Here is a 23705-nt window from a genome sequence, read left to right on the forward strand (position 1 = left end):
GGAGGCGGGAAACACGAGGAAAGGGGCCGGGCGGATGACGGCCCGGATAGCTAAGGCTGACCTTTCTTCGCAGGTCAGAGGGGTGGTTAGCCAGGCCTGGCTTGCTGGCGGAGGTCACCCGGACGGCGTAGTTTGGACTTTGTCGAAAGTTGTATTCAGCGGGGAGCGGCGGGGTGACGGCCCGCCGGAGCGAAGGGGAGAAGCACGCCGTGGCCATCATCGAGACCGAAGCCGTCCTGCACGAGGCGCACCGGGACAACCACACCCACCGGGATGTGAACGGCGGCTGGCTGCGCCCCGCCGTCTTCGGCGCGATGGACGGTCTGGTCTCCAACCTCGCTCTGATGACCGGGGTCGCGGGCGGCGCGGTCTCCCAGCAGACCATCGTGATCACCGGTCTGGCGGGGCTCGCGGCCGGGGCGTTCTCCATGGCGGCGGGTGAGTACACCTCCGTCGCCTCGCAGCGTGAGCTGGTCGAGGCCGAGCTCGACGTCGAGCGCCGCGAGCTCCGTAAGCACCCCAAGGACGAGATGGCCGAGCTGGCCGCCCTCTACGAGTCCCGCGGCGTGGACGCCCCGCTGGCCGCCGAGGTCGCCCGGCAGCTGTCGCGCGACCCGGAGCAGGCGCTGGAGATCCACGCCCGCGAGGAGCTCGGCATCGACCCCGGCGACCTGCCCTCGCCGCTCGTGGCCGCAGTCTCGTCGTTCGGCGCGTTCGCGCTCGGCGCCCTGCTGCCCGTCCTGCCCTACCTCCTCGGCGCGAGCGCCCTGTGGCCCGCGGTGCTCCTCGCGCTGATCGGCCTGTTCGCCTGCGGTGCGGTGGTGGCCCGGGTGACCGCCCGCAGCTGGTGGTTCAGCGGGCTGCGCCAGCTCGCCCTGGGTGGCGCGGCGGCGGCGATGACGTACGCACTGGGCACCCTGTTCGGCGTCGCCGTCGGCTGACGGAGCGCCTTCCCCTTCCCCTGCACGACGAAGGCACGGCCCGCCCCGGGCCGTGCCTTCGTCGTGCACGCGCGACCGTTACCGGATGCCGGCGAAGCTCTTCCAGCCGGTGCCGATCTTGACTCCCGCGCCGATGCCCCCCGTGCCGTTGCCCGCGTACCGGTAGAGGTCTCCGCCCGTCGTACGGCCCAGGACGTCGTCCTTGCCGTCGCCGGTGAGGTCGCCGATGCCGACGATGTCGGCCATCCCGCCCCAGCCGGTGCCGATCTTCACACCGTTGCCGATGGCGCCCCTGCCGGTGCCGTCGTAGCGGAGGAGGTCGCCCGCGGCGGTGCGGGCGACGAGGTCGGCGTGCCGGTCACCGTTGAGGTCGCCCGCGCCGACGATGGTCAGGTTCTTCCAGCCGTTGCCGATCTTCCCGGTCCGGGTGAGGCCGCCCGCGGCGGTGCCCGCGTACAGGTACAGGTCGCCGGTCGCGGTCTCCCTGGCCACCAGGTCGGGCCGGCCGTCCGCCGTGAAGTCGCCGGAGCCGGTCAGGCCGTCAAAGGCCTTCCAGCCGCTGCCGATCTTCTTCGCCGGCCCCTGGGGCGTGACGACGCTGCCCCGCTGCGGGCTGTGGCGGTACAGGTCGCCCGCGCTGTTGGTCACCAGGGTGTCGTTCGCCCCGTCACCGTCGAGATCCCCGAAGGGGATCAGCGTGGAGGTCGTGGGCCAGGTCCCGCCGTCGGCGGTGCCCGGCAGCTTCCCCGCGGCGTCGCCCCGGTACACGCGCAGCGAACCGTTCGTCCCCCGCGCGTAGAGGTCGGGGAAGCCGTCGTCGCCGACGTGGTCCCGGTGCGTCGGCTTCGCCGCTCCGGTGGCCGTCGCCCAGACCTGATCGATCGGGTAGTAGTCACTTGTCGTGCCGAGCCGCTTGTTCCATACGGCGACCGCGCTGCCGTCCGGGCCGGCAGCGACGGAGCCCACCGTGTGGAGGTCGGCCCGACCCACGTACAGCGGTTTGGGCCAGGTGCCCTCCGAGCGGACCAGCGCCCACAGGTCGCCTTCGAATGTCGTCCACATGACCGCGAGTGAGCCGTCCCGGCCGATGTCGGGGACCCAGAACCTGGACGCTTCGCTGTTCTCGACCAGGGTGCGGATCGGCGACCACGTCCCGTTCACCGCGCGGCTCGCCGTCCGGAGCTGGGCGCCTTCGAATTCCCAGAGAGCCGTCACCCGGCCGTCCGGTTCGAGCTGCGGCGCGAGCGTGGAGTTCCTGGCCTCGTCGACGGGAAGGTATTCGGTCCGGCCCCACGTCGTGCTGCCGGCCGGGCGGTAGACGAAGGAGCGGCCGGAAGTGACCCCCGACCAGCTGACGAGGGCCGCGCCGTCGGGTGCGGCCTGGACGTCGAGTTCGCCCGGGTTCGAGCCGTCGTTCCTGATGATCTCGGGAGCACTCCAGCCGGCCGCCCCCGCCGCCCGGGTCGAGACCCGCAGCGCCTCCGGTCCGGAGATGTCCGCCTGCCAGGCGACGGTCACCGCGCCGTCGCCCGCCGCTGCCGCCCGCAGCTCGTAGGCCGACCCGCTGCCGATCTGCACCGCCTGTGACCAGGCGGCTCCCCGCTCCGCCAGATCGGAGGTGAAGACCCCCACGTCGCTCTCGTCCTCACCCGGGGTCGGGTTCCCGTTCCAGACGGCGGTGAGGCGGCCGCCGGGACCGCTCACCAGCATGAGGTCGTGCCCGAAGAGCGCGGACGTGATCGGCGCGGGCGCCGTCCAGGACGCGGCGCCGGGCAGCAGTGTCGAGGTGCTGTGCGAGTCGAAGTGCTCCGACGTGAAGCGGTCCCAGGAGACGGTGGCGGAGCCGTCCAGGCCCATGACCAGATACACGTCGGACACACGTTGCTGATCGGCGGCGATACGGACCGGAGCACTCCACGCGTCGGCACCGGCCGGGCGGGTGGCGCCCCACAGCTCCTGAGGGCCGTCGCCGGTACCGCTGATCCACACCGTGACGGCGGTGCCGTCGGACGTGACCTTCACACCCTTGCCGGTGTTGGCGCCGCGCTCGTCCGTCAGCGCGACGGGCGTCCCCCACGCCCGCTCGGCGGCGAAAGCCGCCGGAGTCCCCACGATGAGGGCTGTGGTGAGGCCCGCGCCGACGACGCCGAGCGTCAGGGTGAGCGTAGGTACGAGTGCGATGCCGATGATCTTGATGCGGCGCATGTGTTCCCCCCTGCTGTCCATTGACAAACGCCCTGAACCTAGCAAGGGGGAACGGCTCTCACCAGCGACTTTTCCGCCCCCTGCGCTCTGCGCCGGCGTCTCGGTGTGACGTACGTCGTGACGCACCCCTCTGGGCGGAGGACGCGAGCCGGCCGTAAAATGGAGCACTATGCGGCGCTGCACATAAGTAGCCATTACTCGGCGGTTTCGATTCTGTGTCCGCAGGGAAAGAGCCGTAGACACCGCAGGCAACGACGCCTGCTCTCTGCGGGTCCCCGGGCGCCGATCGTTGCGACCGCGACCCACCCCCTGGTCAACCCGGTCACTTCTGGTCACCCAGTCACTTCCGGTCACCATGGTGTCCGCATGTTGGAACACGCCTTCCGCTTCTTGAGAAGCGCCCCATCATGTAACCTGCACGAAATTTCGCAGAGGGCCAACGTCGTCCCTCGGCACCGCAAATGCCACGACGACGACGGGAGAGCCGATGCGTATCGACGCCTGGTCGCCCATGGACGGTCGCCCCGCCCAGCAGGGGATGTACGACCCCCGTAACGAACACGACGCCTGTGGTGTCGGGTTCGTGGCCACTCTGACCGGTGTGGCCAGCCATGAGCTGGTCGAGCAGGCGCTGACCGTACTGCGCAACCTCGAACACCGCGGCGCCACCGGCTCCGAGCCCGACTCCGGCGACGGCGCCGGCGTTCTCTGCCAGGTCCCGGACGCCTTCCTCCGCGCCGAGACCTCCTTCGAACTCCCCGAGGCAGGCTCGTATGCCGTGGGCATCGCCTTCCTCCCCGCGGACGACTCCGCCGAGGCCGTCCGGACGATCGAGCACATCGCCGCGCAGGAGGGCCTGACGGTCCTCGGCTGGCGCGACGTCCCGGTCACCCCCGCACTTCTCGGCAACGGCGCCCGCGCCACCATGCCCACCTTCCGCCAGATCTTCGTCGCCGACGGCGAGTCCACCGGCATCGTCCTGGACCGCAAGGCCTTCGTCCTGCGCAAGCGTGCCGAGCGTGAGGCCGGGGTGTACTTCCCCTCGCTCTCCGCCCGCACCATCGTCTACAAGGGCATGCTCACCACCGGGCAGCTGGAGCCGTTCTTCCCGGACCTCTCCGACCGCCGCTTCGCCTCCGCGGTCGCGCTGGTCCACTCCCGCTTCTCCACCAACACCTTCCCCAGCTGGCCGCTGGCCCACCCGTACCGCTTCGTCGCGCACAACGGCGAGATCAACACGGTCAAGGGCAACCGCAACTGGATGAAGGCCCGCGAGTCCCAGCTCGCCTCCGAACTCTTCGGCCAGGCGCAGCTGAGTCGGATCTTCCCCGTCTGCACCCCGGACGCCTCCGACTCGGCCTCCTTCGACGAGGTCCTGGAGCTGCTCCACCTCGGCGGGCGCTCGCTGCCGCACTCGGTGCTGATGATGGTCCCCGAGGCGTGGGAGAACCACGACTCGATGGACCCGGCCCGGCGCGCGTTCTACCAGTACCACGCCACGATGATGGAGCCCTGGGACGGCCCGGCCTGCGTCACCTTCACCGACGGCGTCCAGGTCGGCGCGGTCCTCGACCGCAACGGTCTGCGCCCCGGCCGCTACTGGGTCACCGACGACGGCCTCGTCGTGCTCTCCTCCGAGGTCGGCGTCCTGGACATCGACCCCGCGAAGGTCGTCCGCAAGGGCCGCCTCCAGCCCGGCAAGATGTTCCTCGTCGACACCGCCGAGCACCGCATCATCGAGGACGACGAGATCAAGGCGTCCCTCGCCGCCGAGCAGCCCTACCAGGAGTGGCTGGAGACCGGCGAGATCGAGCTGAGCGACCTGCCCGAGCGTGAGCACATCGTGCACACCCACGCCTCGGTCACCCGCCGCCAGCAGACCTTCGGCTACACCGAGGAAGAGCTCCGCGTCATCCTCGCGCCGATGGCCCGCACCGCCGGCGAACCGCTCGGCTCCATGGGCACCGACTCGCCGATCGCCGCGCTCTCCGAGCGCCCCCGGCTGCTCTTCGACTACTTCACCCAGCTCTTCGCCCAGGTCACCAACCCGCCGCTGGACGCCATCCGCGAGGAGCTCGTCACCTCGCTGCGCTCCTCGCTGGGCCCCCAGGGCAACATCCTGGAGCCGACCGCCGCCGCGTGCCGCAGCGTCACGCTGCCCTTCCCGGTGATCGACAACGACGAGCTCGCCAAGCTGATACACATCAACGCCGACGGCGACATGCCGGGCATGACGGCCGCCACCCTCTCCGGCCTCTACCGGGTCGGCGGCGGAGGCGACGCGCTGGCCGCGCGGATCGAGCAGATCTGCACCGAGGTCGACGCCGCCATAGAGGACGGCGCCCGCCTGATCGTCCTCTCCGACCGGCACTCCGACGCCGAGCACGCGCCGATCCCCTCGCTGCTGCTCACCTCCGCCGTCCACCACCACCTCATCCGCACCAAGCAGCGCACCCAGGTGGGCCTGCTGGTCGAGGCCGGGGACGTCCGCGAGGTCCACCACGTCGCGCTGCTCATCGGCTACGGCGCCGCCGCGGTCAACCCGTACCTCGCCATGGAGTCCGTCGAGGACCTCGTCCGCGCCGGCACCTTCATCGAGAACATCGAGGCCGAGCAGGCCATCCGGAACCTGATCTACGCGCTCGGCAAGGGCGTCCTGAAGGTCATGTCCAAGATGGGCATCTCCACCGTCGCCTCCTACCGCGGCGCCCAGGTCTTCGAGGCCGTCGGGCTCGACGAGGCCTTCGTCGCGACGTACTTCAACGGCACCGCCACCAAGATCGGCGGCGCCGGCCTGGACGTCGTCGCCAAGGAGGTCGCCGCCCGGCACACCAAGGCGTACCCCGCCTCCGGCATCGCGGCCTCGCACCGCGCGCTGGAGATCGGCGGCGAGTACCAGTGGCGGCGCGAGGGCGAACCGCACCTGTTCGACCCGGAGACGGTCTTCCGCCTCCAGCACGCCACCCGCAACCGGCGCTACGACATCTTCAAGCAGTACACCGAGCGGGTGAACGAGCAGTCCGAGCGCCTCATGACGCTCCGCGGCCTCTTCGGCTTCGACTCCGGCCGCGAGCCGATCCCCCTCGACGAGGTCGAGCCCGCCTCCGAGATCGTCAAGCGCTTCTCCACCGGCGCCATGTCGTACGGCTCCATCTCCCGCGAGGCGCACGAGACGCTCGCCATCGCGATGAACCAGCTCGGCGGCAAGTCCAACACCGGCGAGGGCGGCGAGGACCCCGACCGCCTCTACGACCCGGCGCGCCGCTCCTCCATCAAGCAGGTCGCCTCCGGCCGCTTCGGTGTGACCAGCGAATACCTGGTCAACGCGGACGACATCCAGATCAAGATGGCGCAGGGCGCCAAGCCCGGCGAGGGCGGCCAGCTGCCCGGCCACAAGGTCTACCCGTGGGTCGCCAGGACGCGGCACTCGACGCCCGGCGTCGGCCTCATCTCGCCGCCGCCGCACCACGACATCTACTCCATCGAAGACCTCGCCCAGCTGATCCACGACCTGAAGAACGCGAACCCCCAGGCGCGGATCCACGTCAAGCTGGTCTCCGAGGTCGGCGTCGGCACGGTCGCCGCCGGTGTCTCCAAGGCCCACGCGGACGTCGTCCTCATCTCCGGCCACGACGGCGGAACGGGCGCCTCCCCGCTCACCTCGCTCAAGCACGCGGGCGGCCCCTGGGAGCTCGGCCTCGCCGAGACCCAGCAGACGCTGCTCCTCAACGGCCTGCGCGACCGCATCGTCGTACAGACCGACGGCCAGCTCAAGACCGGCCGAGACGTCGTCATCGCCGCGCTGCTCGGCGCCGAGGAATTCGGTTTCGCGACCGCGCCGCTCGTCGTCTCCGGCTGCGTCATGATGCGCGTCTGCCACCTGGACACCTGCCCGGTCGGCATCGCCACCCAGAACCCGGTGCTGCGCGACCGGTTCTCCGGCAAGGCCGAGTACATCGTCAACTTCTTCGAGTTCATCGCCGAAGAGGTCCGCGAGATCCTGGCCGAGCTGGGCTTCCGCACCGTCGAGGAGGCCGTCGGCCACGCCGAGCTCCTCGACACCGACCGGGCGGTCACCCACTGGAAGGCGCAGGGCCTGGACCTGGCTCCGCTGTTCTACGTCCCCGAGCTGCCCGAGGGCGCGGTCCGCCACCGCACCGTCGAGCAGGACCACGGTCTGACGAAGGCGCTCGACAACCAGCTGATCAAGCTGGCCGCCGACGCGCTCGGGGCCGAGACCCCCGAGACAGCCCAGCCGGTCCGCGCCCAGGTCGCGATCCGCAACATCAACCGGACCGTCGGCACCATGCTCGGCCACGAGGTGACCAAGAAGTTCGGTGGTTCCGGCCTGCCCGAGAACACCATCGACCTCACCTTCACCGGCTCGGCCGGCCAGTCCTTCGGCGCGTTCCTGCCGAGCGGGGTGACCCTGCGCCTGGAGGGCGACGCCAACGACTACGTCGGCAAGGGCCTCTCCGGCGGCCGGGTGATCGTCCGCCCCGACCGGGGCGCCGACCACCTCGCCGAGTACTCCACCATCGCCGGCAACACCATCGGCTACGGCGCGACCGGCGGCGAGGTCTTCCTGCGCGGCCGCACCGGCGAACGCTTCTGCGTCCGCAACTCCGGTGCGCTCGTCGTCTCCGAGGGCGTCGGCGACCACGGCTGCGAGTACATGACCGGCGGCCAGGCCGTCGTCCTCGGCGAGACCGGCCGCAACTTCGCCGCCGGCATGTCGGGCGGCGTCGCGTACGTCATCGACCTGAACCGCGACCACGTCAACGTCGGCAACCTCGGCGCGGTCGAGGAACTGGACGACACCGACCGGCAGTGGCTGCACGACGTCGTGCGCCGCCACCAGGAGGAGACCGGCTCCACTGTCGCCGAGAAGCTCCTCACCGAGTGGGACACCGCCGTGACCCGCTTCAGCAAGATCATCCCGTCCACGTACAAGGCCGTGCTCGCCGCCAAGGACGCCGCTGAGCTCGCCGGTCTCTCCGAGCAGGAGACCACCGAGAAGATGATGGAGGCGGCGACCCATGGCTGACCCCAAGGGCTTCCTGACCACCGGACGCGAGGTCGCCCAGACCCGCCCCGTGGCCGAGCGCGTCAAGGACTGGAACGAGGTCTACGTTCCGGGCTCCCTGCTCCCGATCATCAGCAAGCAGGCCGGCCGCTGCATGGACTGCGGCATCCCCTTCTGCCACAACGGCTGCCCGCTCGGAAACCTCATCCCCGAGTGGAACGACTACGCCTACCGCGAGGACTGGACCGCCGCCTCCGAGCGGCTGCACGCCACGAACAACTTCCCGGAGTTCACCGGGCGGCTGTGCCCGGCCCCCTGCGAGTCGGCGTGCGTGCTCGGCATCAACCAGCCCGCCGTCACCATCAAGAACGTCGAAGTCTCCATCATCGACAAGGCGTGGGACAACGGCGACGTCACCCCGCAGCCGCCCGAGCGGCTCTCCGGCAAGACCGTCGCGGTCATCGGCTCGGGCCCGGCGGGACTCGCCGCCGCCCAGCAGCTGACCCGGGCCGGCCACACCGTCGCCGTCTACGAGCGCGCGGACCGCATCGGGGGCCTCCTCCGCTACGGCATCCCCGAGTTCAAGATGGAGAAGTCGCACATCAACCGCCGCATCGAGCAGATGCGCCTGGAAGGCACCAAGTTCCGTACGGAGGTGGAGATCGGCAAGGACATCGACGCCGCGAAGCTCCGCCGCCGCTACGACGCGGTCGTCATCGCGGCCGGCGCCACCGTCTCGCGCGACCTGCCTGTCCCCGGCCGTGAGCTGGGCGGCATCCACTTCGCGATGGAGTACCTGCCGCTCGCCAACAAGGTGCAGGAGGGCGACCTGACCGTCGCCCCGATCCACGCCGGCGGCAAGCACGTCGTCGTCATCGGCGGCGGCGACACCGGCGCCGACTGCGTGGGCACCGCCCACCGCCAGGGCGCGGCCTCCGTCACCCAGCTGGAGATCATGCCGAAGCCGGGCGAGGACCGGAACGCAAACCAGCCGTGGCCGACCTTCCCGATGCTCTACAAGGTCACCTCCGCGCACGAGGAGGGCGGCGAGCGGGTCTACTCCGTCTCCACCACCCACTTCGAGGGCGACGAGGACGGCAACGTCGCGGCCCTCCACCTGGTGGAGGTCGAGTTCAAGGACGGTAAGCTGGAGCAGAAGCCCGGCACGGAGCGGCGCATCCCCGCGCAGCTCGTCACCCTCGCCATGGGCTTCACGGGAACCGACCAGTCCAACGGTCTGGTCCAGCAGTTCGGCCTGGAGCTCGACCAGCGCGGCAACGTCGCCCGCGACGAGCACTACGCGACCAACGTCGACGGCGTCTATGTCGCCGGTGACGCGGGACGCGGCCAGTCGCTGATCGTCTGGGCGATCGCCGAGGGCCGCTCCGCCGCCCGCGGAGTGGACCGCTTCCTGACCGGGACCAGCGCCCTGCACGCGCCGATCCGCCCGACGGACCGGTCCCTGCTGGTCTGAGCCCCACCCGGGTTCCCCCTGGGCCACGCGGCCCGGGGGAGCCCCTCAAGACGTCCCGTACAACGGCGTACGGAACTGAACGCGGCGCCTGCCTGTCCCCGACCGGACTCCAGCGGGCGCCGTGGCGCGTCCGGGGCCGGGCTCCCGCTACGGGCCGGGCTCCCGCTACGGGCCGGGCTCCGCTACGGGCCGGGCTCCCGCTACGGGGCCAGGCCTCAACGCCGCCCCGCCCCAACGCCGCCCCGCCTCAGCCGCCCGTCAGAGCCGAGGTCTTCAGGGCCACCGCCACCGCGAACAGGCCCGCCAGCACCAGCCCGCCCGCGAGCTGGACCGGCCACACCCGCAGCTTCGCCGGTGCGAAGGCGAGTCCGTACGTCACCAGTGCCCCGGTCAGCAGCCCGCCCAGGTGCCCCTGCCACGACGTGAACGCGGCCGAGATCAGCATCCAGAGCAGGAATCCGGCCATGAAACGGTTGACGGCCGCCATGTCACGGCCGAGCCGCCGGTGGATGACCCAGTACGCGGCGGCCAGCCCGAAGACCGCGCCGGAGGCGCCGACCGTCGAGGTGTCCGGGGCCAGCAGGTACACCAGGACCGAACCGCCCACCGCCGACAGCAGATACAGCGCCAGATAACGGGCCCGCCCGAGCTGGCCCTCCACCGCCCGGCCGATGTTCCACAGCGCGAACATGTTGAACACCAGGTGCATCACCCCGAACGAGGCGTCCGGCGGAAGGTGCAGGAAGGCCCCGGTCACCAGCCGGTACCACTCCCCGTCCGCGATGCCCGTCAGCTCGTACCCGGGATAGGTGTCACCCCGGTAGTAGTACTGCTCGCCGTCCGGCCCCGTGAGCGCGGCCCCGAGTACCGCGAACCGGTCCACGATCTCCGGCCTGACCACCTCGCCGACGTAGGCCAGGACGTTGAGCGCCATCAGGACGTACGTCACGATCGGCGCCGTCGCCCGGGACACCGCACCGCCGAAGACGGTACGTGCCTGGCGCACCGAGCGCTGCCCCTCCTTCACGCACTCCACGCAGTGGTGCCCTACGGCCGCCTCCCGCATGCAGTCCGGGCAGATGTAGCGGTCGCAACGGGTGCAGCGGACATACGTCTCGTAGGACGGATGGCGGTAACACGCGGTGGCGGCGGCCTCCATGGCCGGCTCCTTCACTGGGGATGTGCAACGGGGCCGGTGGGGGCGGCGGCGATCAAGATAGCGAACCGGTGCGGTGGGCCGTGTGCCCGGGGCCCGGCGGTGGCCTACGCTCAAGGTCCGCGAAGCACAGAACGGGGGGCCGTCATGCAGGGTGCGAACACGGCCGTGGGCGCCGGCCCGGCCATCAGCCTCACCAAGGTCCGGGAGACGGCCCCGGCCCTGGTCGGCCACTACACGAGCGCCGGGACCTCGCTGGAGAAGCACGGCCTCGGCGGTCACCGCGCGGCCGTCTACCTCGTCCTCGACCACTCCGGCTCGATGAAGCCGTACTACAACGACGGCAGCGTCCAGGCGCTGGCCGACCGGGTGCTGGGCCTTTCGGCCAACCTCGACGACGACGGCACGGTGCCGGTCGTCTTCTTCTCCACCGATGTCGACGCGGTCACCGACATCGCCCTCGACAACCACCGTGGCCGGGTCGACGAGATCTGGGCGGGCCTCGGCCACATGGGGAAGACCAGCTACCACCTGGCGATGGACGCGGTCATCGACCACTACCTCGACAGCGGCTCCACCGCGCCCGCCCTGGTCGTCTTCCAGACGGACGGCGGGCCGATCAACAAGCTCGCCGCCGAGCGCTACCTGTGCAAGGCCGCGAAGCTGCCCCTGTTCTGGCAGTTCGTCGGTTTCGGCAACACCCGCAGCAGCCAGTTCGACTTCCTGCGCAAGCTCGACGAGCTGGCCGTCCCCGCCAAACGGATGGTCGACAACGCCGGGTACTTCCAAGCCGGCGAGGACCCCCGGAAGGTCCCGGACTCCGAGCTGTACGACCGGCTCGTCGCCGAGTTCCCGCTCTGGCTGGCAGCCGCCCGGGAGCAGGGGGTCGTCCGATGACGGTACGGATCCTGCGCGCCGCCGACCGTACGCCCGCCCCGTGGAAGAACGGCGGCGGGACCGTCCGCGAGATCGCCACCGGCCCCGAGAGCGCGGGGACGGACGCCTTCGACTGGCGGGTGAGCCTGGCCGACGTCACCGCCGACGGGCCGTTCTCCGCCTTCCCGGGCGTGGAGCGCGTGCTGACCGTGGTCGAGGGCGCGGGCATGGACCTCGTCGTCGGCGGCGAACACCACATCGTCGACGAGCCGCTGTGGCCGCACGGCTTCCCCGGCGACCTGCCCACCGAGGGCTTCCTGCTGGGCGGCCCCGTCGTCAATCTCAACGTCATGTACCGCAGGGCCCGTACGCGGGCGGAGACCGCAGTCGTCTGCGGCACGGTCCGCCTGCTGCCTCCGGAGGGCGGCGCGGTGCTGGCCGTCTCCCTGGACGACGGCGCGGAGCTGGAGGGCGGGGGCGTCCGGCTGGACCGCTACGACGCGGTGCTGGCGGCCGGGGCGTCGCCCGGGGTCCTGCGGACGATGGGCCAGGCGGTGCTGATCACCTTCTCGGACGCGTGACCGGCCTGCCCCGGCGGACCCCAGGGCCTTTCGTGAGCGGGAAACTCGGCTGCCGATCGCCCCGCCGCGGGATACGGTCGCGCGCATGCCCGAAAACGCATCCGAACCCGCCGTGATCCGCCGCTACGCCGCCGCTGACGAGAACGCGGCGGTGGACGTCTGGTCCCGTGCCGGCAGCCTGGCCCACCCCTTCATCCCCGGCGAGGGCGAGGGCGAGCGCGCCCGCAAGATGCGCGAGGTCTATCTCGTCCACGCCGAGAACTGGGTCGCCGAGACGGACGGCCGTGTGGTGGCTCTCCTGGGGCTCCTGGACACCGAGATCGGCGGCCTCTTCGTGGCCCCGGAGGCACAGGGCACCGGGGTGGGCCGGCGCCTCGTAGAGCACGCGGCGGCGCTGCACGGGGCGTTGACCCTGGAGGTGTACGAGAAGAACACGGGGGCCCGGAGCTTCTACGCCCGGCTGGGCTTCGTGGAGGAGAGCCGCCGCGTCGACGAGGAGTACGACGAGGTCATGCTGCGGCTCACCCGGCCGGCTCCGGAGAACCACGCCTGAAGCGGTGAGACGCCGAGGCAGGGGGCCGTGGAGAAGGTGAAGGCGTTCTGTTCGCCGGAATTCGTCCGCCTGTCGCGCGCAAATACCGACAGGAGTTGTCGGGTATCCGGTGTTCCATGGCATCCATGACGTCTTCACCCTCTTCGCGATTCCCTTCGCACGCGCCTGTCTCCTGGGACGGCTTCGCCGCCGCCGAGCCCGAGTTCGCCGACACCGTGCAGCGCCGCTTCCGGCTCTACAAGCACCACGTCCTGGCCACCCTGCGGAAGGACGGCTCACCCCGGGTCACCGGCCTGGAGGCCGACTTCCGCTTCGGCGAGCTGCTGCTCGGCATGATGCCGAACTCCCGCAAGGCCCTGGACCTGCGCCGCGATCCGCGCTTCGCGCTCCAGGCCAACCCCGGGCCCGACGCCGAGCTGAACGACGGGGACGTCCGCGTCAGCGGCCGGGCCGTGGAGGTCACCGACCCGCGGATGATCGCCCGCTTCATCGAGGAGGCGACCCCGCCGGAGCCGTTCCACCTCTTCCGGGCCGAGCTGGCGGAGGTGGTCCGCATCGGGCTCGACGGAGAGGCGCTGGTCATCCGGTCCTGGCGTCCCGGGCAGCCGCTGCGCACCGTGCGCCGCAGCAACGACGACACCCCGCCGACCGACGTGTCCTGAACCGGGGCGGCGCACGGGCCGGGCCCGGCAGGCGCACGGGTTTCAGCCCGCCAGCACCCGGGCCCGGCAGGCGGACGGCGTCCCCCAGGCGTCCCGCAGCGGCCGGGCCCGGCGCAGCCACCAGGCGAGGTCCAGCTCCTCGGTGTAGCCGACCGCGCCGTGCGACTGGAGCGCGGTGCGGGCCGCCGCGTACCCCGCCTCGCCCGCCGCCGCCTTCGCCGCCGCGACCGCCGCCCCCGCACCGGCCGATCCGCCTGCCAGCTCCACCGCCGCCCCGTACAGCAGCGGGCGCGCGAACTCCAGGCCGAGCAGGGTGTCCGCGAGGCGGTGCTTGACCGCCTGGAAGGACCCGACGGGCACCCCGAACTGGGTGCGCTGCTTCACGTACGCCACGGTCGCCCGCAGCAGCTCCTCCCCGCAGCCCAGCGCCAGGGCCGCCGTGGCGAACGCCGCCAGGTCGCCCGCCGCCCGCGCCGCCTCGCGCACCCCGGGACCGGCCGCCGCCACCGTGCCGCCCGCCTCCGGCCGGAACAGCCGCCGCGCCGGATCCGCCGACGCCGACGGCTCCCCGGGTCCCGGCGCGAGCCGCAGTTCGTCGCCGTCCACCGTGAACACCGCGTCCGCCGCGTCCGCGTCCAGGGCGTACGGCCCGTGCCCCGCCAGCCGCAGCGAGACGACCGCCCCGCCGGAGGCGATCCGGGGCAGCCACTCCGCGGCCGCCGGTCCGCCGGTCCCACCCAGCAGCACCCCGGCGGCCAGGGTCTCCGCCACCGGTCCGGGCACCGCGTGCCGCCCCAGCTCGACGCAGGCGACGGCCAGCTCCACGGGGAGCGGCCCGAGACCCCCGTACGCCTGAGGGACCGCGAGCGCGAACACTCCCGCGTCCGCGAGCCGCCCCCACAGGGCCCGCCCCGGCGCGTGGTCCCCGGCGGCCCACGCCCGCAGGACCGACGGTGTGCCCCCCGCCGTCAGCATCGCGTCGAGCGACCGGGCGAACTCCCGCTGCTCGTCGTCGAGGAGGAAACGCATCAGCGCCGTCCCTTCGGCAGGCCGAGCAGCCGCTCGGCGATGATGTCCCGCTGGATCTCGTTGGTCCCGGCGTACACGGGGCCCGCGAGCGCGAAGACGTACCCCTCCGCCCACACCGTGTCCGCCAGCTCCGCGTCCGGGCCCAGCAGATCGAGCGCCGTCTCGTGCAGCGCGATGTCGTAACTCGACCAGAACACCTTGTTCAGGCTGGACTCGGGCCCCAGCGAGGCCCCCGCCGCGAACCGGGCCGCGGAGGCGGCGGTGAACAGCTGGTACGCCCGCGCCCCGATCACCGCGTCCGCCACCCGGTCCCGCAGCGCCGTGTCCGCCGGGTCCCCCGACTCCCGCCACAAGGCCCGCAACCGGTCGGCGGCGGCCAGGAAACGGCCGGGGGAGCGGAGGGTGAGCCCGCGCTCGTCGCCGGTGGCCGACATGGCGATGCGCCAGCCCCGCCCCGGCTCCCCGATGACGTCCGCGTCCGGTACGAAGACCTCGTCGAGGAAGATCTCGGCGAACGCGGGCTTCCCGTCCAGCCGCCCGATGGGGCGGACCGTGACCCCCGGGTCCCGCAGCCCGAACATCAGATACGTGAGGCCCTGGTGCGGTTTCGCGGCCCCCGGGTCCGTACGGAAGATGCCGAAGGCCCGGTCCGCGAACGCCGCCCGCGAGGACCAGGTCTTGACCCCCGACAGCAGCCAGCCGCCGTCCGTGCGCACCGCCCGCGACCGCAGCGCCGCCAGGTCCGACCCGGCCTCCGGCTCCGACCAGGCCTGCGCCCAGATGACCTCGCCGCTCGCCATCGGGGGCAGCACGCGAGCCCGCTGCTCGGCCGTGCCGTGGGCGAGGAGGGTCGGGGCGAGGAGACTGATCCCGTTCTGCGAGACCCGGCCCGGTGCGCCCGCCGCCCAGTACTCCTCCTCGAACGCCAGCCAGCCGAAGAGATCCGCGCCCCGGCCCCCGTACTCCTTGGGCCAGGAGACCGCCGACCACCGGCCGGCGCCCAGCAGCGCCTCCCACTCCCGGTGCGCGGCGAACCCCTCCCCGGTCTCCAGGGAGGGCAGCGGCCGGGCCGGTACGTGGTCCCGGAGCCAGGCCCGGGCCTCGGCCCGCAGGGCTGCCGTCCGTGCCGTCTGCGCCAGATCCATGAAGCGCCCGCCTTCCGTCCGGTCGGCAACCGTCGCCGTCGCTGTCGCCGTCGCCGAGAGTGTTCCCTAACAAGTGTTTGGTAGGTTAACGTACCGCCCACAGACCGTCGAGAAGTCGGGGGACCGGGCCATGGACACACCGCCGTACCTGCCGGGACACGGACTGCTGGCCGGCCGCACCGCCGTCGTCACCGCCGCCGCCGGAGCCGGGATCGGCGGTGCGACCGCCCGCCGCTTCCTGGAGGAGGGCGCCCGCGTCGTGATCGGCGACGCCCACGCCCGCCGGCTGAAGGAGAGCGCACACGCCCTCGCCGACGAGTTCGGCACCGACCGCGTCACCCACCTGACCTGCGACGTCACCGACGAGGACCAGGTCGGGGCCCTCTTCGCACACGCCGAACGCGCCCACGGCGGCCTCGACATCGTCGTCAACAACGCGGGCCTCGGCGGCACCGCCGAACTCACCGAGATGACCGACGACCAGTGGACGAGGATCCTCGACGTCACCCTGAACGGCACCTTCCGCTGCACCCGGGCCGCCCTGCGCTCCCTCAAGGCCGCCGGCACCGGCGGAGTCCTCGTCAACAACGCCTCCGTCGTCGGCTGGCGCGCCCAGCGCGGCCAGGCCCACTACGCCGCCGCCAAGGCGGGCGTCATGGCCCTCACCCGCTGCGCCGCCGTCGAGGCCGCCGACTACGGCGTACGCGTCAACGCCGTCGCCCCCAGCCTCGCCATGCACCCCCACCTGGCCAAGGTCACCTCCGCCGAACTCCTCGCCGAACTCACCGGAAAGGAGGCCTTCGGCCGGTACGCCGAACCCTGGGAGGTCGCCAACGTGATCGTCTTCCTCGCCAGCGGCTACTCCTCGTACATGACCGGCGAGGTCGTCCCCGTCAGCAGCCAGCATGCGTGATCGCCTGCGTGGACACCCCGGCCGCGGGCGGACAATGGGCGGGTGCCTACCAAGAAGAAGCCCCAGGTGACCCCCACGCCGGAGCGACGCCGTGAACTGCTCGCCACCGCCGCCGAGGTCTTCGCCGCCCAGGGATACAACGCCACCACCGTCCGCCGGATCGCGGACGAGGCCGGGATGCTCGCGGGCAGCCTCTACTACCACTTCGATTCCAAGGAATCGATGATCGACGAGATCCTCTCCACCTTCCTCGACGAGCTCTGGCAGGGCTACGACACGGTCCTGGAGGCCGGCCTCGGCCCCCGCGAGACCATCGAGGCCCTGGTCACCGAGTCCTTCCGGGAGATCGACCGGCACCGCCCCGCCGTCGCGATCTACCAGAAGGAGTCCAAGCACCTCGCCACCCAGCCGCGCTTCGCCTACCTCGTCGACTCGCAGACGAAGTTCGAGAAGGCCTGGCTCGGCACCCTGGAGCGCGGCGTCGCCGAAGGCGCCTTCCGCGACGACCTCGACATCCGCCTCACCTACCGCTTCGTCCGCGACACCGTCTGGGTCGCGGCCTCCTGGTACCGGCCCGGCGGACACCACAGCCCCGAGGAGATCGCCCGTCAGTACCTCTCGATGGTGCTCGACGGAATCGCCCTGCGTACGTAACCGGAGAACCGGTCCATCCGAGCGCCCCGAGGAGTAGCAGCCATGGCCGAGGCCTACATCGTCGAAGCGGTACGCACCCCCGTCGGGCGGCGCGGAGGCGGCCTCGGGGCCGTCCACCCCGCCGACCTCGGCGCACATGTGCTGAAGGAGCTGATCGCCCGCTCCGGAGTCGACCCGGCGGCCGTCGAGGACGTCGTCTTCGGCTGCCTCGACACCGTCGGACCGCAGGCCGGCGACATCGCCCGGACGTCATGGCTCGCCGCCGGACTCCCCGAGGAGGTCCCCGGCGTCACCATCGACCGGCAGTGCGGCTCCTCCCAGCAGGCCCTCCACTTCGCGGCCCAGGGCGTCCTCTCCGGCACCCAGGACCTCGTCGTCGCGGGCGGCACCCAGAACATGACCCAGATCCCCATCGCCTTCGCCTCCCGGCAGGCCGCCGAACCCCTCGGCCTCACCCAGGGCCCGTACGCCGGCAGCGAGGGCTGGCGCGCCCGCTACGGCGACGCCCCCGTCAACCAGTTCCACGGCGCCCAGCTGATCGCCGAGAAGTGGGGCATCAGCCGCCGGGACATGGAGGAGTTCGCCCTCACCTCCCACCGCCGCGCGATCCGCGCCATCGACGAAGGCCGTTTCGCCCGAGAGACCGTCGCGTACGGGGACGTCACCGCGGACGAGGGGCCGCGCCGGGACACCACCCTGGAGAAAATGGCCGGTCTGCGACCTGTCGTGGAGGGCGGCACCATCACCGCGGCCTGCTCCTCCCAGGTCTCCGACGGGGCCGCCGCCCTGCTCATCGCCTCGGAGCGGGCCGTCGCCGAACACGGGCTCACCCCGAGGGCCCGGGTCCACCACCTGTCCGTACGGGGCGAGGACCCGATCCGGATGCTCTCGGCCCCGATCCCGGCCACCGCGTACGCCCTGAAGAAGACCGGCCTCACCCTCGACGCCATCGACCTCGTCGAGATCAACGAGGCGTTCGCCCCGGTCGTCCTCGCCTGGCTGAAAGAGACCGGTGCCGACCCCGAGCGGGTCAACGTCAACGGCGGAGCCATCGCGCTGGGTCACCCGCTCGGCGCGACCGGGGCCCGGCTGATGACGACCCTGCTGCACGAACTGGAACGCACCGGCGGCCGCTACGGGCTCCAGACGATGTGCGAAGGCGGCGGACAGGCCAACGTCACCATCGTCGAGCGGCTCTGAGAACCCGGCCCCGGGCCCGGCCGGGCCCCGCCCGCGGACCCCGGCGGCCCCGCGCGTACACCCTCTGGTCAGCCAAGTTTTCCCTCCGGCGGTGCGGCGCGCTCCGCCGCCCGAGGAGAGGGCGTGCTAGGATGTTTCCCGTTGCAGTTTTGGTACCCATGAACTTTATGTGCGCCTGACGGGAATGCTTCCTCAGGCGCTTTATTGTTTTCCGGCTTTCTCCGGGTGGGGCTCAATGCGGCGACTTGGAATCCGTAAAGTGCGGGTTCTCGGCACTGCACCTCTTTTAGGAGAATGACATGGCTACTGGAACCGTGAAGTGGTTCAACTCGGAAAAGGGCTTCGGCTTCATCGAGCAGGACGGCGGCGGCGCCGACGTCTTCGCCCACTACTCCAACATCGCCACCCAGGGCTTCCGTGAGCTCCAGGAGGGCCAGAAGGTCTCCTTCGACGTCACGCAGGGCCAGAAGGGCCCGCAGGCGGAGAACATCGTCCCGGCCTAATTGCCGGACGCGTACCTCGCTGACCGGGGCCCGCACCGTGAAGGTGCGGGCCCCGGTTTGTGCTGTCCGAGCGACAACCCGTCGCAACAACCCGTTCTGTGCGCACATCCTGGGGGCGCACCCGGACGGTCGGGCCGGCACATCGCAGTAATCCCACTCGGCAGTTGCCCAGGAATCCCCCAGGAGGGCAATTCCGTATGACCAGCTCCGAACGCCAGGACCGCACCCCCCGCTCGCGACCGGCCCGTGGCCGAGGCCGCGGCCAGGGCGCCGGCGCCCAGGCTCCCGCGAACGGCCGGGGCGGCGCACCCCGCTCCAAGGTCCAGGGCGGCTCCAAGCCCCCGGCCCGCCGCCGCGCCACCCCGCCGCAGGGCGAGTTCGCCCTGCCGGAGACGGTGACGCCCGCACTGCCGTCCGTGGACGCCTTCGCCGACCTGGACATGCCCGCCGGGCTGCTGAAGACCCTCACCGCGCAGGGCGTCACCGAGCCGTTCCCGATCCAGGGCGCGACCCTGCCGAACTCGCTGGCCGGCCGCGACATCCTCGGCCGCGGGCGCACCGGCTCCGGCAAGACGCTCGCCTTCGGCCTGGCGCTGCTGGCCCGCACCGCCGGACGCCGCAGCGAGCCGCGCGCGCCGCTCGCCATGGTCCTCGTGCCGACGCGCGAGCTGGCCCAGCAGGTCACCGACGCGCTGACCCCGTACGCGACCGCCGTGAACCTGCGGATGGCCACCGTCGTCGGCGGCATGTCGATCACCAAGCAGTCCGCCACCCTGCGGCGCGGCGCCGAAGTGCTCGTCGCCACCCCGGGTCGGCTCAAGGACCTCATCGAGCGCGGCGACTGCCGCCTGGACGAGGTCTCCATCACCGTCCTCGACGAGGCCGACCAGATGGCCGACATGGGCTTCATGCCGCAGGTCGTCGCCCTGCTCAAGCAGGTCGAGACGGACGGACAGCGGATGCTGTTCTCCGCGACCCTCGACAAGAACATCGACCGGCTCGTGAAGATGTTCCTCACCGACCCGGTCGTGCACTCCGTCGACCCGTCCGCCGGCGCGGTCACCACGATGGAGCACCACGTCCTCCACGTCCTGGACGAGACCGACAAGAAGGCCGTCGCCACGAAGATCGCCGCCCGCGAGGGCCGGGTGATCATGTTCGTCGACACCAAGCGCGCCGCCGACCGCTTCGCCAAGCGGCTGCTCGCCAGCGGTGTACGGGCGGCCGCCCTGCACGGCGGGCGCTCGCAGCCGCAGCGCAACCGGACGCTCGACCAGTTCAAGAACGGCCAGGTCACCGCGCTCGTCGCGACGAACGTCGCGGCCCGCGGCATCCACGTCGACGACCTCGACCTGGTCGTCAACGTGGACCCGCCGACCGACCACAAGGACTACCTCCACCGCGGCGGGCGCACGGCGCGCGCCGGGGAGTCCGGCAGCGTCGTCACGCTGGTGCTGCCCGAGGAGAAGCGCGAGATGACCCGGCTGATGCAGGACGCCGGCATCGCGCCGCGCACCACGCGGGTCACCTCCAGCGACGCGGAACTGGGCCGGATCACGGGTGCCCGCGAGCCCTCGGGCGTCGCGATCGTCATCGAGGTGCCGCAGCAGACCCCGCCGAAGCAGCGGACCCGGCCGGGCGGTTCCGGCGTCGGCTCCGGCGGGGGAGCGGTGCGGTCCGGCAGCCGGGGACGCGGGCGGCGAGGGGCCGGTACGGGTGCCGGGTCCGGCGGTGCCGGTGGCGGCGCGGCGCGCTCGGGCGGGGCCGCGCGCTCCGGTGGCGGGGCGGCGCGCTCCGGTGGCGGGGCGCGATCGGGCGGCGAGTCCCGTGGCGCAGGCCGCTCCGGCGCGCCTGCGCGGGGGCGTCGGGCCGCGTAGGGCTGGGACCGGGCCCCTCGGCCGTCGGGCGCTTGAGGACCGGGGTCACCTTAAGCCGTCCGGCGATTGAGGACCGGGGTCCGGGGCAGCGCCCCGAAAGCCCCGGACCCGGGGTTTGTCCTCAAGCGCCGGACGGGCTGGGCGTCGCGGACAGTGGGATACGGCCGCTGGGCCGTTGGCCTCGGGCCGATGTGAGCCAGGGCCTGCCCTCACGCGTCGGCCGGGCCGAATTCGGTGCCCAGGGTCGCGAGGGCCGTCTCCGCCTCGGCCACGATCCGGTCCACCAGCTCCGCCACACTCGGCAGGTCCTGGATCAGGGCCGCGACCTGGCCCGAGGCCATGATGCCGAGGTCCGTACGGCCGTCGACCATCGACGCCCTCAGCAGCATCGGGGTGTTCGCCGCCAGCAGCACCTGGCTCCAGCTCAGCTCCTTGCCGTGCCGCATCGCCAGGCCGTCGCGGACCATGCCCGGCCAGCTCAGGCCGGAGATCCGGCGGAAGCCGGACGCCCGGCGCAGCGCCCGGTACAGGGAGCGCAGCCGGCCCGCACCCTCCAACTCCGCCACCATCTCCGTACGGAGCATCCGGTGCGGGAGGCCGTCCACCGCCCTCGTCAGGGTGATGTCCTTGGCGGTCGCCGCCAGATAGCGGGCCTTCACCGCGCCCGGGACCGTCGAGTCCGAGGTCAGCAGGAACCGGGTGCCCATCGCGACGCCCGCCGCCCCGTACGCCAGCGCCGCCACCAGCCCCCGGCCGTCGTGGAAACCGCCCGCCGCCACCACCGGGATGTCCACCGCGTCGACGACCTGCGGCAGCAGCACCGTGGTGGCGACCTCGCCGGTGTGGCCGCCGCCCTCGCCGCCCTGCACGATCACCGCGTCCGCGCCCCACGCCGCGACCTTCTCCGCGTGCCGCCGGGCCCCCACCGACGGGACGACGACCACGCCCGCGTCCTTCAGCTCCGCGATGAGCTCCCTCGACGGGGCGAGCGCGAACGACGCCACCCGCACGCCCTCCTCGACCATGATCCGGACCCGCTCCCGGGCGTCCCCCGCGTCCGCCCGCAGATTCACCCCGAACGGCGCGTCGGTCCGGGACTTCACCTCCCGTACGGCCGAACGCAGCTCGTCCGGTGACATGGTCGCCGACGCGAGGATGCCGAGCGCCCCGGCCCGCGCGGTCGCGGTGACCAGGCGGGGGCCCGCCACCCAGCCCATCCCGGTCTGCACGATCGGGTGCCGGACGCCGACGAGGTCGGTCAGGGCGGTGCGCATCAGGACCGGACCTCCCGGTCCCGGGTGCCGGCCGGGTCGACGACCTCGCGGATCAGGGCGAGTTCGGTGGGGGAGGGGGCGCGGGTGTCCGGGACGCCGTCCGGGACCGTGAGCGTGAAACCCGTCGCCTCTCGGACCTGGTCCACCGTGACGCCGGGGTGGACCGAGGCGAGGCGCATCGAGCGGTCGGGCGTCGCGAAGTCGAAGACCCCGAGATCGCTGACGACCCGGGGGATGCGGTGGAAGCGGGTGGCGGACGGGCCCGCCGCCCTCGCGCTGTCGTGGCCGACCCCGCAGATCATGTCGACGCGTTCGACGAAGACCCGGGGGGAGTGCCGGGGGATCCAGTAACTCACCGGATTGTTCAGCGTGTTGACGGGTGCGCCACGGACCCCGAGCAGCTGGCGGGAGGGCTGTTCCCAGTCGCCGACGCAGGAGATGTTCTGGTTGCCGAAGCGGTCGATCTGGCTCGCGCCCATCATCACGTGCCGCCGTCCGCCGGTCACCAGGGCCAGGTGCCTGCGGTAGGGCAGCCAGCCCTCCGCCTCACCGTCCGGGCCGACGAGCGTCGCCTCGCCGTCCGTGAGCAGCAGGTCGGGGGCGAAGGTCAGCCGGGCCAGCCGCGCCCCGGCCGACGGCACGGCGCCCATCGGGCTGGCCAGGATCTCGCCGTCGCCCCGCCAGGCCTCCGCGCACGCGATCACGCAGTACTCGGCACGGGTGATGCCTCCGGTCGTGGTCGCGTTCACTTCTGCTCCTCGTGCCAGGTGCGGACCGCCTGCCGGTAGCCCTTCTCGTCGCCGTCCGGCGGCAGGAAGCGGGCTGCGAAAGCCGCCCAGGCCGTCGGGTCCGCCGCAGCGGCCGCGTACGCCTTCTGGAACGGCTCGTCACGCGGGTGGTCGGGTACGCAGGACGTGAAGTGCGCCCCGCCCGGCGTCTCCACCACACCGGCGACCGAGTGCCGTTGGACGAGAAGGGTCTGCGGGGCGAGGGAGTTCTCCGTCAACTCCCTCGTGCTCACGATGCGTTCGCAGGAGACGTACGCGGCGTCCGCCGCTTCGCAGAACAGGTCGTCGAAGTACGGGTCGGGGCCCAGGTACTGGCCGTTGCCGAGCCGGTCCGCCCGGTTGAGGTGGACCAGCGCCGCGTCCATCCGCAGGGCCGGCGCCGCCACGAACTCCTCGCCGTCCTCGTACGGTGAAGTCACCGTGCGCAGCCCGGGGTTGACCCGCATCACGTCCGAACCGATGCCCGCGCGAACCGGCAGGAAGGGCAGCCGGTTCGCCGCCGCGTGCAGTCCCCACATGAACATCGCCTCGTCGATCTCCGTCAACGCGAACGCCCCGCGCTGCCGGGCCGCTCGGTAGTGCGGCTCCAGCGGGATCGAGTCGAGCGTCACGAACGCCGTGACCAGACGGGCTATCCGGCCCGCCGCGGCCAGCAGTCCCACGTCCGGGCCGCCGTAGGAGATCACCGTGAGATTGGTGACGGACGACCGGAGCAGCGCCCTGACCAGGGCCATCGGCTTGCGGCGCGACCCCCAGCCGCCGATCCCGATCGTCATGCCGCTGCTCAGCCGGTCGACGACCTCCTCGGGCGTCATCGTCTTGTCGCGCGGACGAGGGGGAGTGGTCAC

The 23705-nt window shown here is 72.2% G+C and carries 19 protein-coding genes; 12 read left to right on the forward strand and 7 right to left on the reverse strand.

The features are described 5' to 3' along the window. Nucleotides 1-209 precede the first annotated feature (209 nt). Nucleotides 210-941, forward strand: coding sequence for a VIT1/CCC1 transporter family protein (locus D581_RS0112405; protein ID WP_026290452.1), 732 nt, complete (start codon nucleotides 210-212; stop codon nucleotides 939-941). Nucleotides 942-1019: 78 nt separating this feature from the next. On the opposite strand, the gene D581_RS0112410 is transcribed toward D581_RS0112405, so the two are convergent. Continuing rightward, nucleotides 1020-3146: an FG-GAP repeat domain-containing protein gene (locus D581_RS0112410; RefSeq protein ID WP_018957539.1), complete on the reverse strand. Its 2127-nt coding sequence runs from the start codon at nucleotides 3144-3146 to the stop codon at nucleotides 1020-1022. 487 nt (nucleotides 3147-3633) lie between these two features. Here D581_RS0112410 and gltB point away from each other — a divergent pair, with 487 nt between their 5' ends. Together gltB and D581_RS0112420 are read left to right on the forward strand one after the other, a co-directional pair. Continuing rightward, nucleotides 3634-8193, forward strand: coding sequence for a glutamate synthase large subunit (gltB, locus tag D581_RS0112415; RefSeq protein ID WP_018957540.1), 4560 nt, complete (start codon nucleotides 3634-3636; stop codon nucleotides 8191-8193). Continuing rightward, nucleotides 8186-9646 carry a glutamate synthase subunit beta gene (locus D581_RS0112420; RefSeq protein ID WP_018957541.1) on the forward strand — a complete coding sequence of 487 codons (1461 nt, stop codon included), beginning with the start codon at nucleotides 8186-8188 and terminating at the stop codon, nucleotides 9644-9646. Before gltB ends, D581_RS0112420 begins: the two co-directional genes overlap by 8 nt. 247 nt (nucleotides 9647-9893) lie before the next feature. Here D581_RS0112420 and D581_RS0112425 read toward each other — a convergent pair whose 3' ends face one another. After that, a complete protein-coding gene (locus D581_RS0112425) occupies nucleotides 9894-10805 on the reverse strand; it encodes a rhomboid family intramembrane serine protease (RefSeq protein ID WP_018957542.1) in 912 nt (303 codons plus the stop codon). Nucleotides 10806-10949: 144 nt separating this feature from the next. Between D581_RS0112425 and D581_RS0112430 the strand changes: the two genes are divergently transcribed. The 4 genes from D581_RS0112430 to D581_RS0112445 all read left to right on the forward strand — a co-directional run bounded on the left by D581_RS0112430 (nucleotide 10950) and on the right by D581_RS0112445 (nucleotide 13474). Continuing rightward, nucleotides 10950-11699: a vWA domain-containing protein gene (locus D581_RS0112430; protein WP_018957543.1), complete on the forward strand. Its 750-nt coding sequence runs from the start codon at nucleotides 10950-10952 to the stop codon at nucleotides 11697-11699. Beyond that, a complete protein-coding gene (locus D581_RS0112435) occupies nucleotides 11696-12259 on the forward strand; it encodes a HutD family protein (RefSeq protein WP_018957544.1) in 564 nt (187 codons plus the stop codon). Before D581_RS0112430 ends, D581_RS0112435 begins: the two co-directional genes overlap by 4 nt. 85 nt (nucleotides 12260-12344) lie before the next feature. Further along, nucleotides 12345-12812, forward strand: a complete 468-nt coding sequence (locus D581_RS0112440) for a GNAT family N-acetyltransferase (RefSeq protein WP_018957545.1) — start codon at nucleotides 12345-12347, stop codon at nucleotides 12810-12812. 116 nt (nucleotides 12813-12928) lie between these two features. After that, nucleotides 12929-13474 (forward strand): pyridoxamine 5'-phosphate oxidase family protein, encoded by a 546-nt coding sequence (locus D581_RS0112445; protein WP_026290453.1) that lies wholly within the window; start codon nucleotides 12929-12931, stop codon nucleotides 13472-13474. 42 nt (nucleotides 13475-13516) lie between these two features. Here the strand turns inward: D581_RS0112445 and D581_RS0112450 are convergent, their stop codons facing one another. Next, the gene (locus D581_RS0112450) at nucleotides 13517-14503 is read right to left on the reverse strand and encodes an acyl-CoA dehydrogenase family protein (RefSeq protein WP_018957547.1); all 987 of its coding nucleotides are present in this window, start codon (nucleotides 14501-14503) and stop codon (nucleotides 13517-13519) included. Further along, the gene (locus D581_RS0112455; RefSeq protein WP_018957548.1) at nucleotides 14503-15648 is read right to left on the reverse strand and encodes an acyl-CoA dehydrogenase family protein; all 1146 of its coding nucleotides are present in this window, start codon (nucleotides 15646-15648) and stop codon (nucleotides 14503-14505) included. The genes D581_RS0112450 and D581_RS0112455 overlap by 1 nt, the downstream gene beginning before the upstream one ends. A gap of 130 nt (nucleotides 15649-15778) precedes the next feature. Between D581_RS0112455 and D581_RS0112460 the strand changes: the two genes are divergently transcribed. From D581_RS0112460 to D581_RS0112480, 5 genes are all read left to right on the forward strand, one after another. Beyond that, nucleotides 15779-16561: an SDR family oxidoreductase gene (locus tag D581_RS0112460; protein WP_018957549.1), complete on the forward strand. Its 783-nt coding sequence runs from the start codon at nucleotides 15779-15781 to the stop codon at nucleotides 16559-16561. A 42-nt stretch (nucleotides 16562-16603) separates the two neighbouring features. Beyond that, entirely contained in the window at nucleotides 16604-17215 is a 612-nt protein-coding gene (locus D581_RS0112465) for a TetR/AcrR family transcriptional regulator (protein WP_026290454.1), read from the forward strand. A gap of 42 nt (nucleotides 17216-17257) precedes the next feature. Further along, nucleotides 17258-18415, forward strand: a complete 1158-nt coding sequence (locus D581_RS0112470) for an acetyl-CoA C-acetyltransferase (RefSeq protein WP_018957551.1) — start codon at nucleotides 17258-17260, stop codon at nucleotides 18413-18415. Nucleotides 18416-18714: 299 nt separating this feature from the next. Beyond that, the gene (locus D581_RS0112475; protein WP_015607926.1) at nucleotides 18715-18918 is read left to right on the forward strand and encodes a cold-shock protein; all 204 of its coding nucleotides are present in this window, start codon (nucleotides 18715-18717) and stop codon (nucleotides 18916-18918) included. Nucleotides 18919-19115: 197 nt separating this feature from the next. Then, nucleotides 19116-20795, forward strand: coding sequence for a DEAD/DEAH box helicase (locus tag D581_RS0112480; RefSeq protein ID WP_018957552.1), 1680 nt, complete (start codon nucleotides 19116-19118; stop codon nucleotides 20793-20795). A gap of 209 nt (nucleotides 20796-21004) precedes the next feature. Here the strand turns inward: D581_RS0112480 and D581_RS0112485 are convergent, their stop codons facing one another. Genes D581_RS0112485 through D581_RS0112495 form a run of 3 tightly spaced genes read right to left on the reverse strand, consistent with a single transcriptional unit; the run spans nucleotide 21005 to nucleotide 23705 of the window. Beyond that, on the reverse strand, nucleotides 21005-22069 hold the full coding sequence (locus tag D581_RS0112485; protein ID WP_018957553.1) for a nitronate monooxygenase: 1065 nt from the start codon (nucleotides 22067-22069) through the stop codon (nucleotides 21005-21007). Then, nucleotides 22069-22818: a CoA-transferase gene (locus tag D581_RS0112490; RefSeq protein WP_018957554.1), complete on the reverse strand. Its 750-nt coding sequence runs from the start codon at nucleotides 22816-22818 to the stop codon at nucleotides 22069-22071. The genes D581_RS0112485 and D581_RS0112490 overlap by 1 nt, the downstream gene beginning before the upstream one ends. After that, nucleotides 22815-23705, reverse strand: a complete 891-nt coding sequence (locus tag D581_RS0112495) for a CoA-transferase (RefSeq protein ID WP_018957555.1) — start codon at nucleotides 23703-23705, stop codon at nucleotides 22815-22817. Before D581_RS0112495 ends, D581_RS0112490 begins: the two co-directional genes overlap by 4 nt.

The sequence above is a fragment of the Streptomyces sp. CNB091 genome (assembly GCF_000377965.1).

What these genes read in the sequence shown, in the direction of transcription:
- D581_RS0112475 (WP_015607926.1), top strand. Translation starts at nt 18,715, where the DNA reads ATGGCTACTGGAACCGTGAAGTGGTTCAACTCGGAAAAGGGCTTCGGC.
- D581_RS0112455 (WP_018957548.1), bottom strand. Translation starts at nt 15,648, where the DNA reads ATGGATCTGGCGCAGACGGCACGGACGGCAGCCCTGCGGGCCGAGGCC.
- gltB (WP_018957540.1), top strand. Translation starts at nt 3,634, where the DNA reads ATGCGTATCGACGCCTGGTCGCCCATGGACGGTCGCCCCGCCCAGCAG.
- D581_RS0112450 (WP_018957547.1), bottom strand. Translation starts at nt 14,503, where the DNA reads ATGCGTTTCCTCCTCGACGACGAGCAGCGGGAGTTCGCCCGGTCGCTC.
- D581_RS0112445 (WP_026290453.1), top strand. Translation starts at nt 12,929, where the DNA reads ATGGCATCCATGACGTCTTCACCCTCTTCGCGATTCCCTTCGCACGCG.
- D581_RS0112480 (WP_018957552.1), top strand. Translation starts at nt 19,116, where the DNA reads ATGACCAGCTCCGAACGCCAGGACCGCACCCCCCGCTCGCGACCGGCC.
- D581_RS0112435 (WP_018957544.1), top strand. Translation starts at nt 11,696, where the DNA reads ATGACGGTACGGATCCTGCGCGCCGCCGACCGTACGCCCGCCCCGTGG.
- D581_RS0112485 (WP_018957553.1), bottom strand. Translation starts at nt 22,069, where the DNA reads ATGCGCACCGCCCTGACCGACCTCGTCGGCGTCCGGCACCCGATCGTG.
- D581_RS0112440 (WP_018957545.1), top strand. Translation starts at nt 12,345, where the DNA reads ATGCCCGAAAACGCATCCGAACCCGCCGTGATCCGCCGCTACGCCGCC.
- D581_RS0112460 (WP_018957549.1), top strand. Translation starts at nt 15,779, where the DNA reads ATGGACACACCGCCGTACCTGCCGGGACACGGACTGCTGGCCGGCCGC.
- D581_RS0112410 (WP_018957539.1), bottom strand. Translation starts at nt 3,146, where the DNA reads ATGCGCCGCATCAAGATCATCGGCATCGCACTCGTACCTACGCTCACC.
- D581_RS0112430 (WP_018957543.1), top strand. Translation starts at nt 10,950, where the DNA reads ATGCAGGGTGCGAACACGGCCGTGGGCGCCGGCCCGGCCATCAGCCTC.
- D581_RS0112470 (WP_018957551.1), top strand. Translation starts at nt 17,258, where the DNA reads ATGGCCGAGGCCTACATCGTCGAAGCGGTACGCACCCCCGTCGGGCGG.
- D581_RS0112420 (WP_018957541.1), top strand. Translation starts at nt 8,186, where the DNA reads ATGGCTGACCCCAAGGGCTTCCTGACCACCGGACGCGAGGTCGCCCAG.
- D581_RS0112425 (WP_018957542.1), bottom strand. Translation starts at nt 10,805, where the DNA reads ATGGAGGCCGCCGCCACCGCGTGTTACCGCCATCCGTCCTACGAGACG.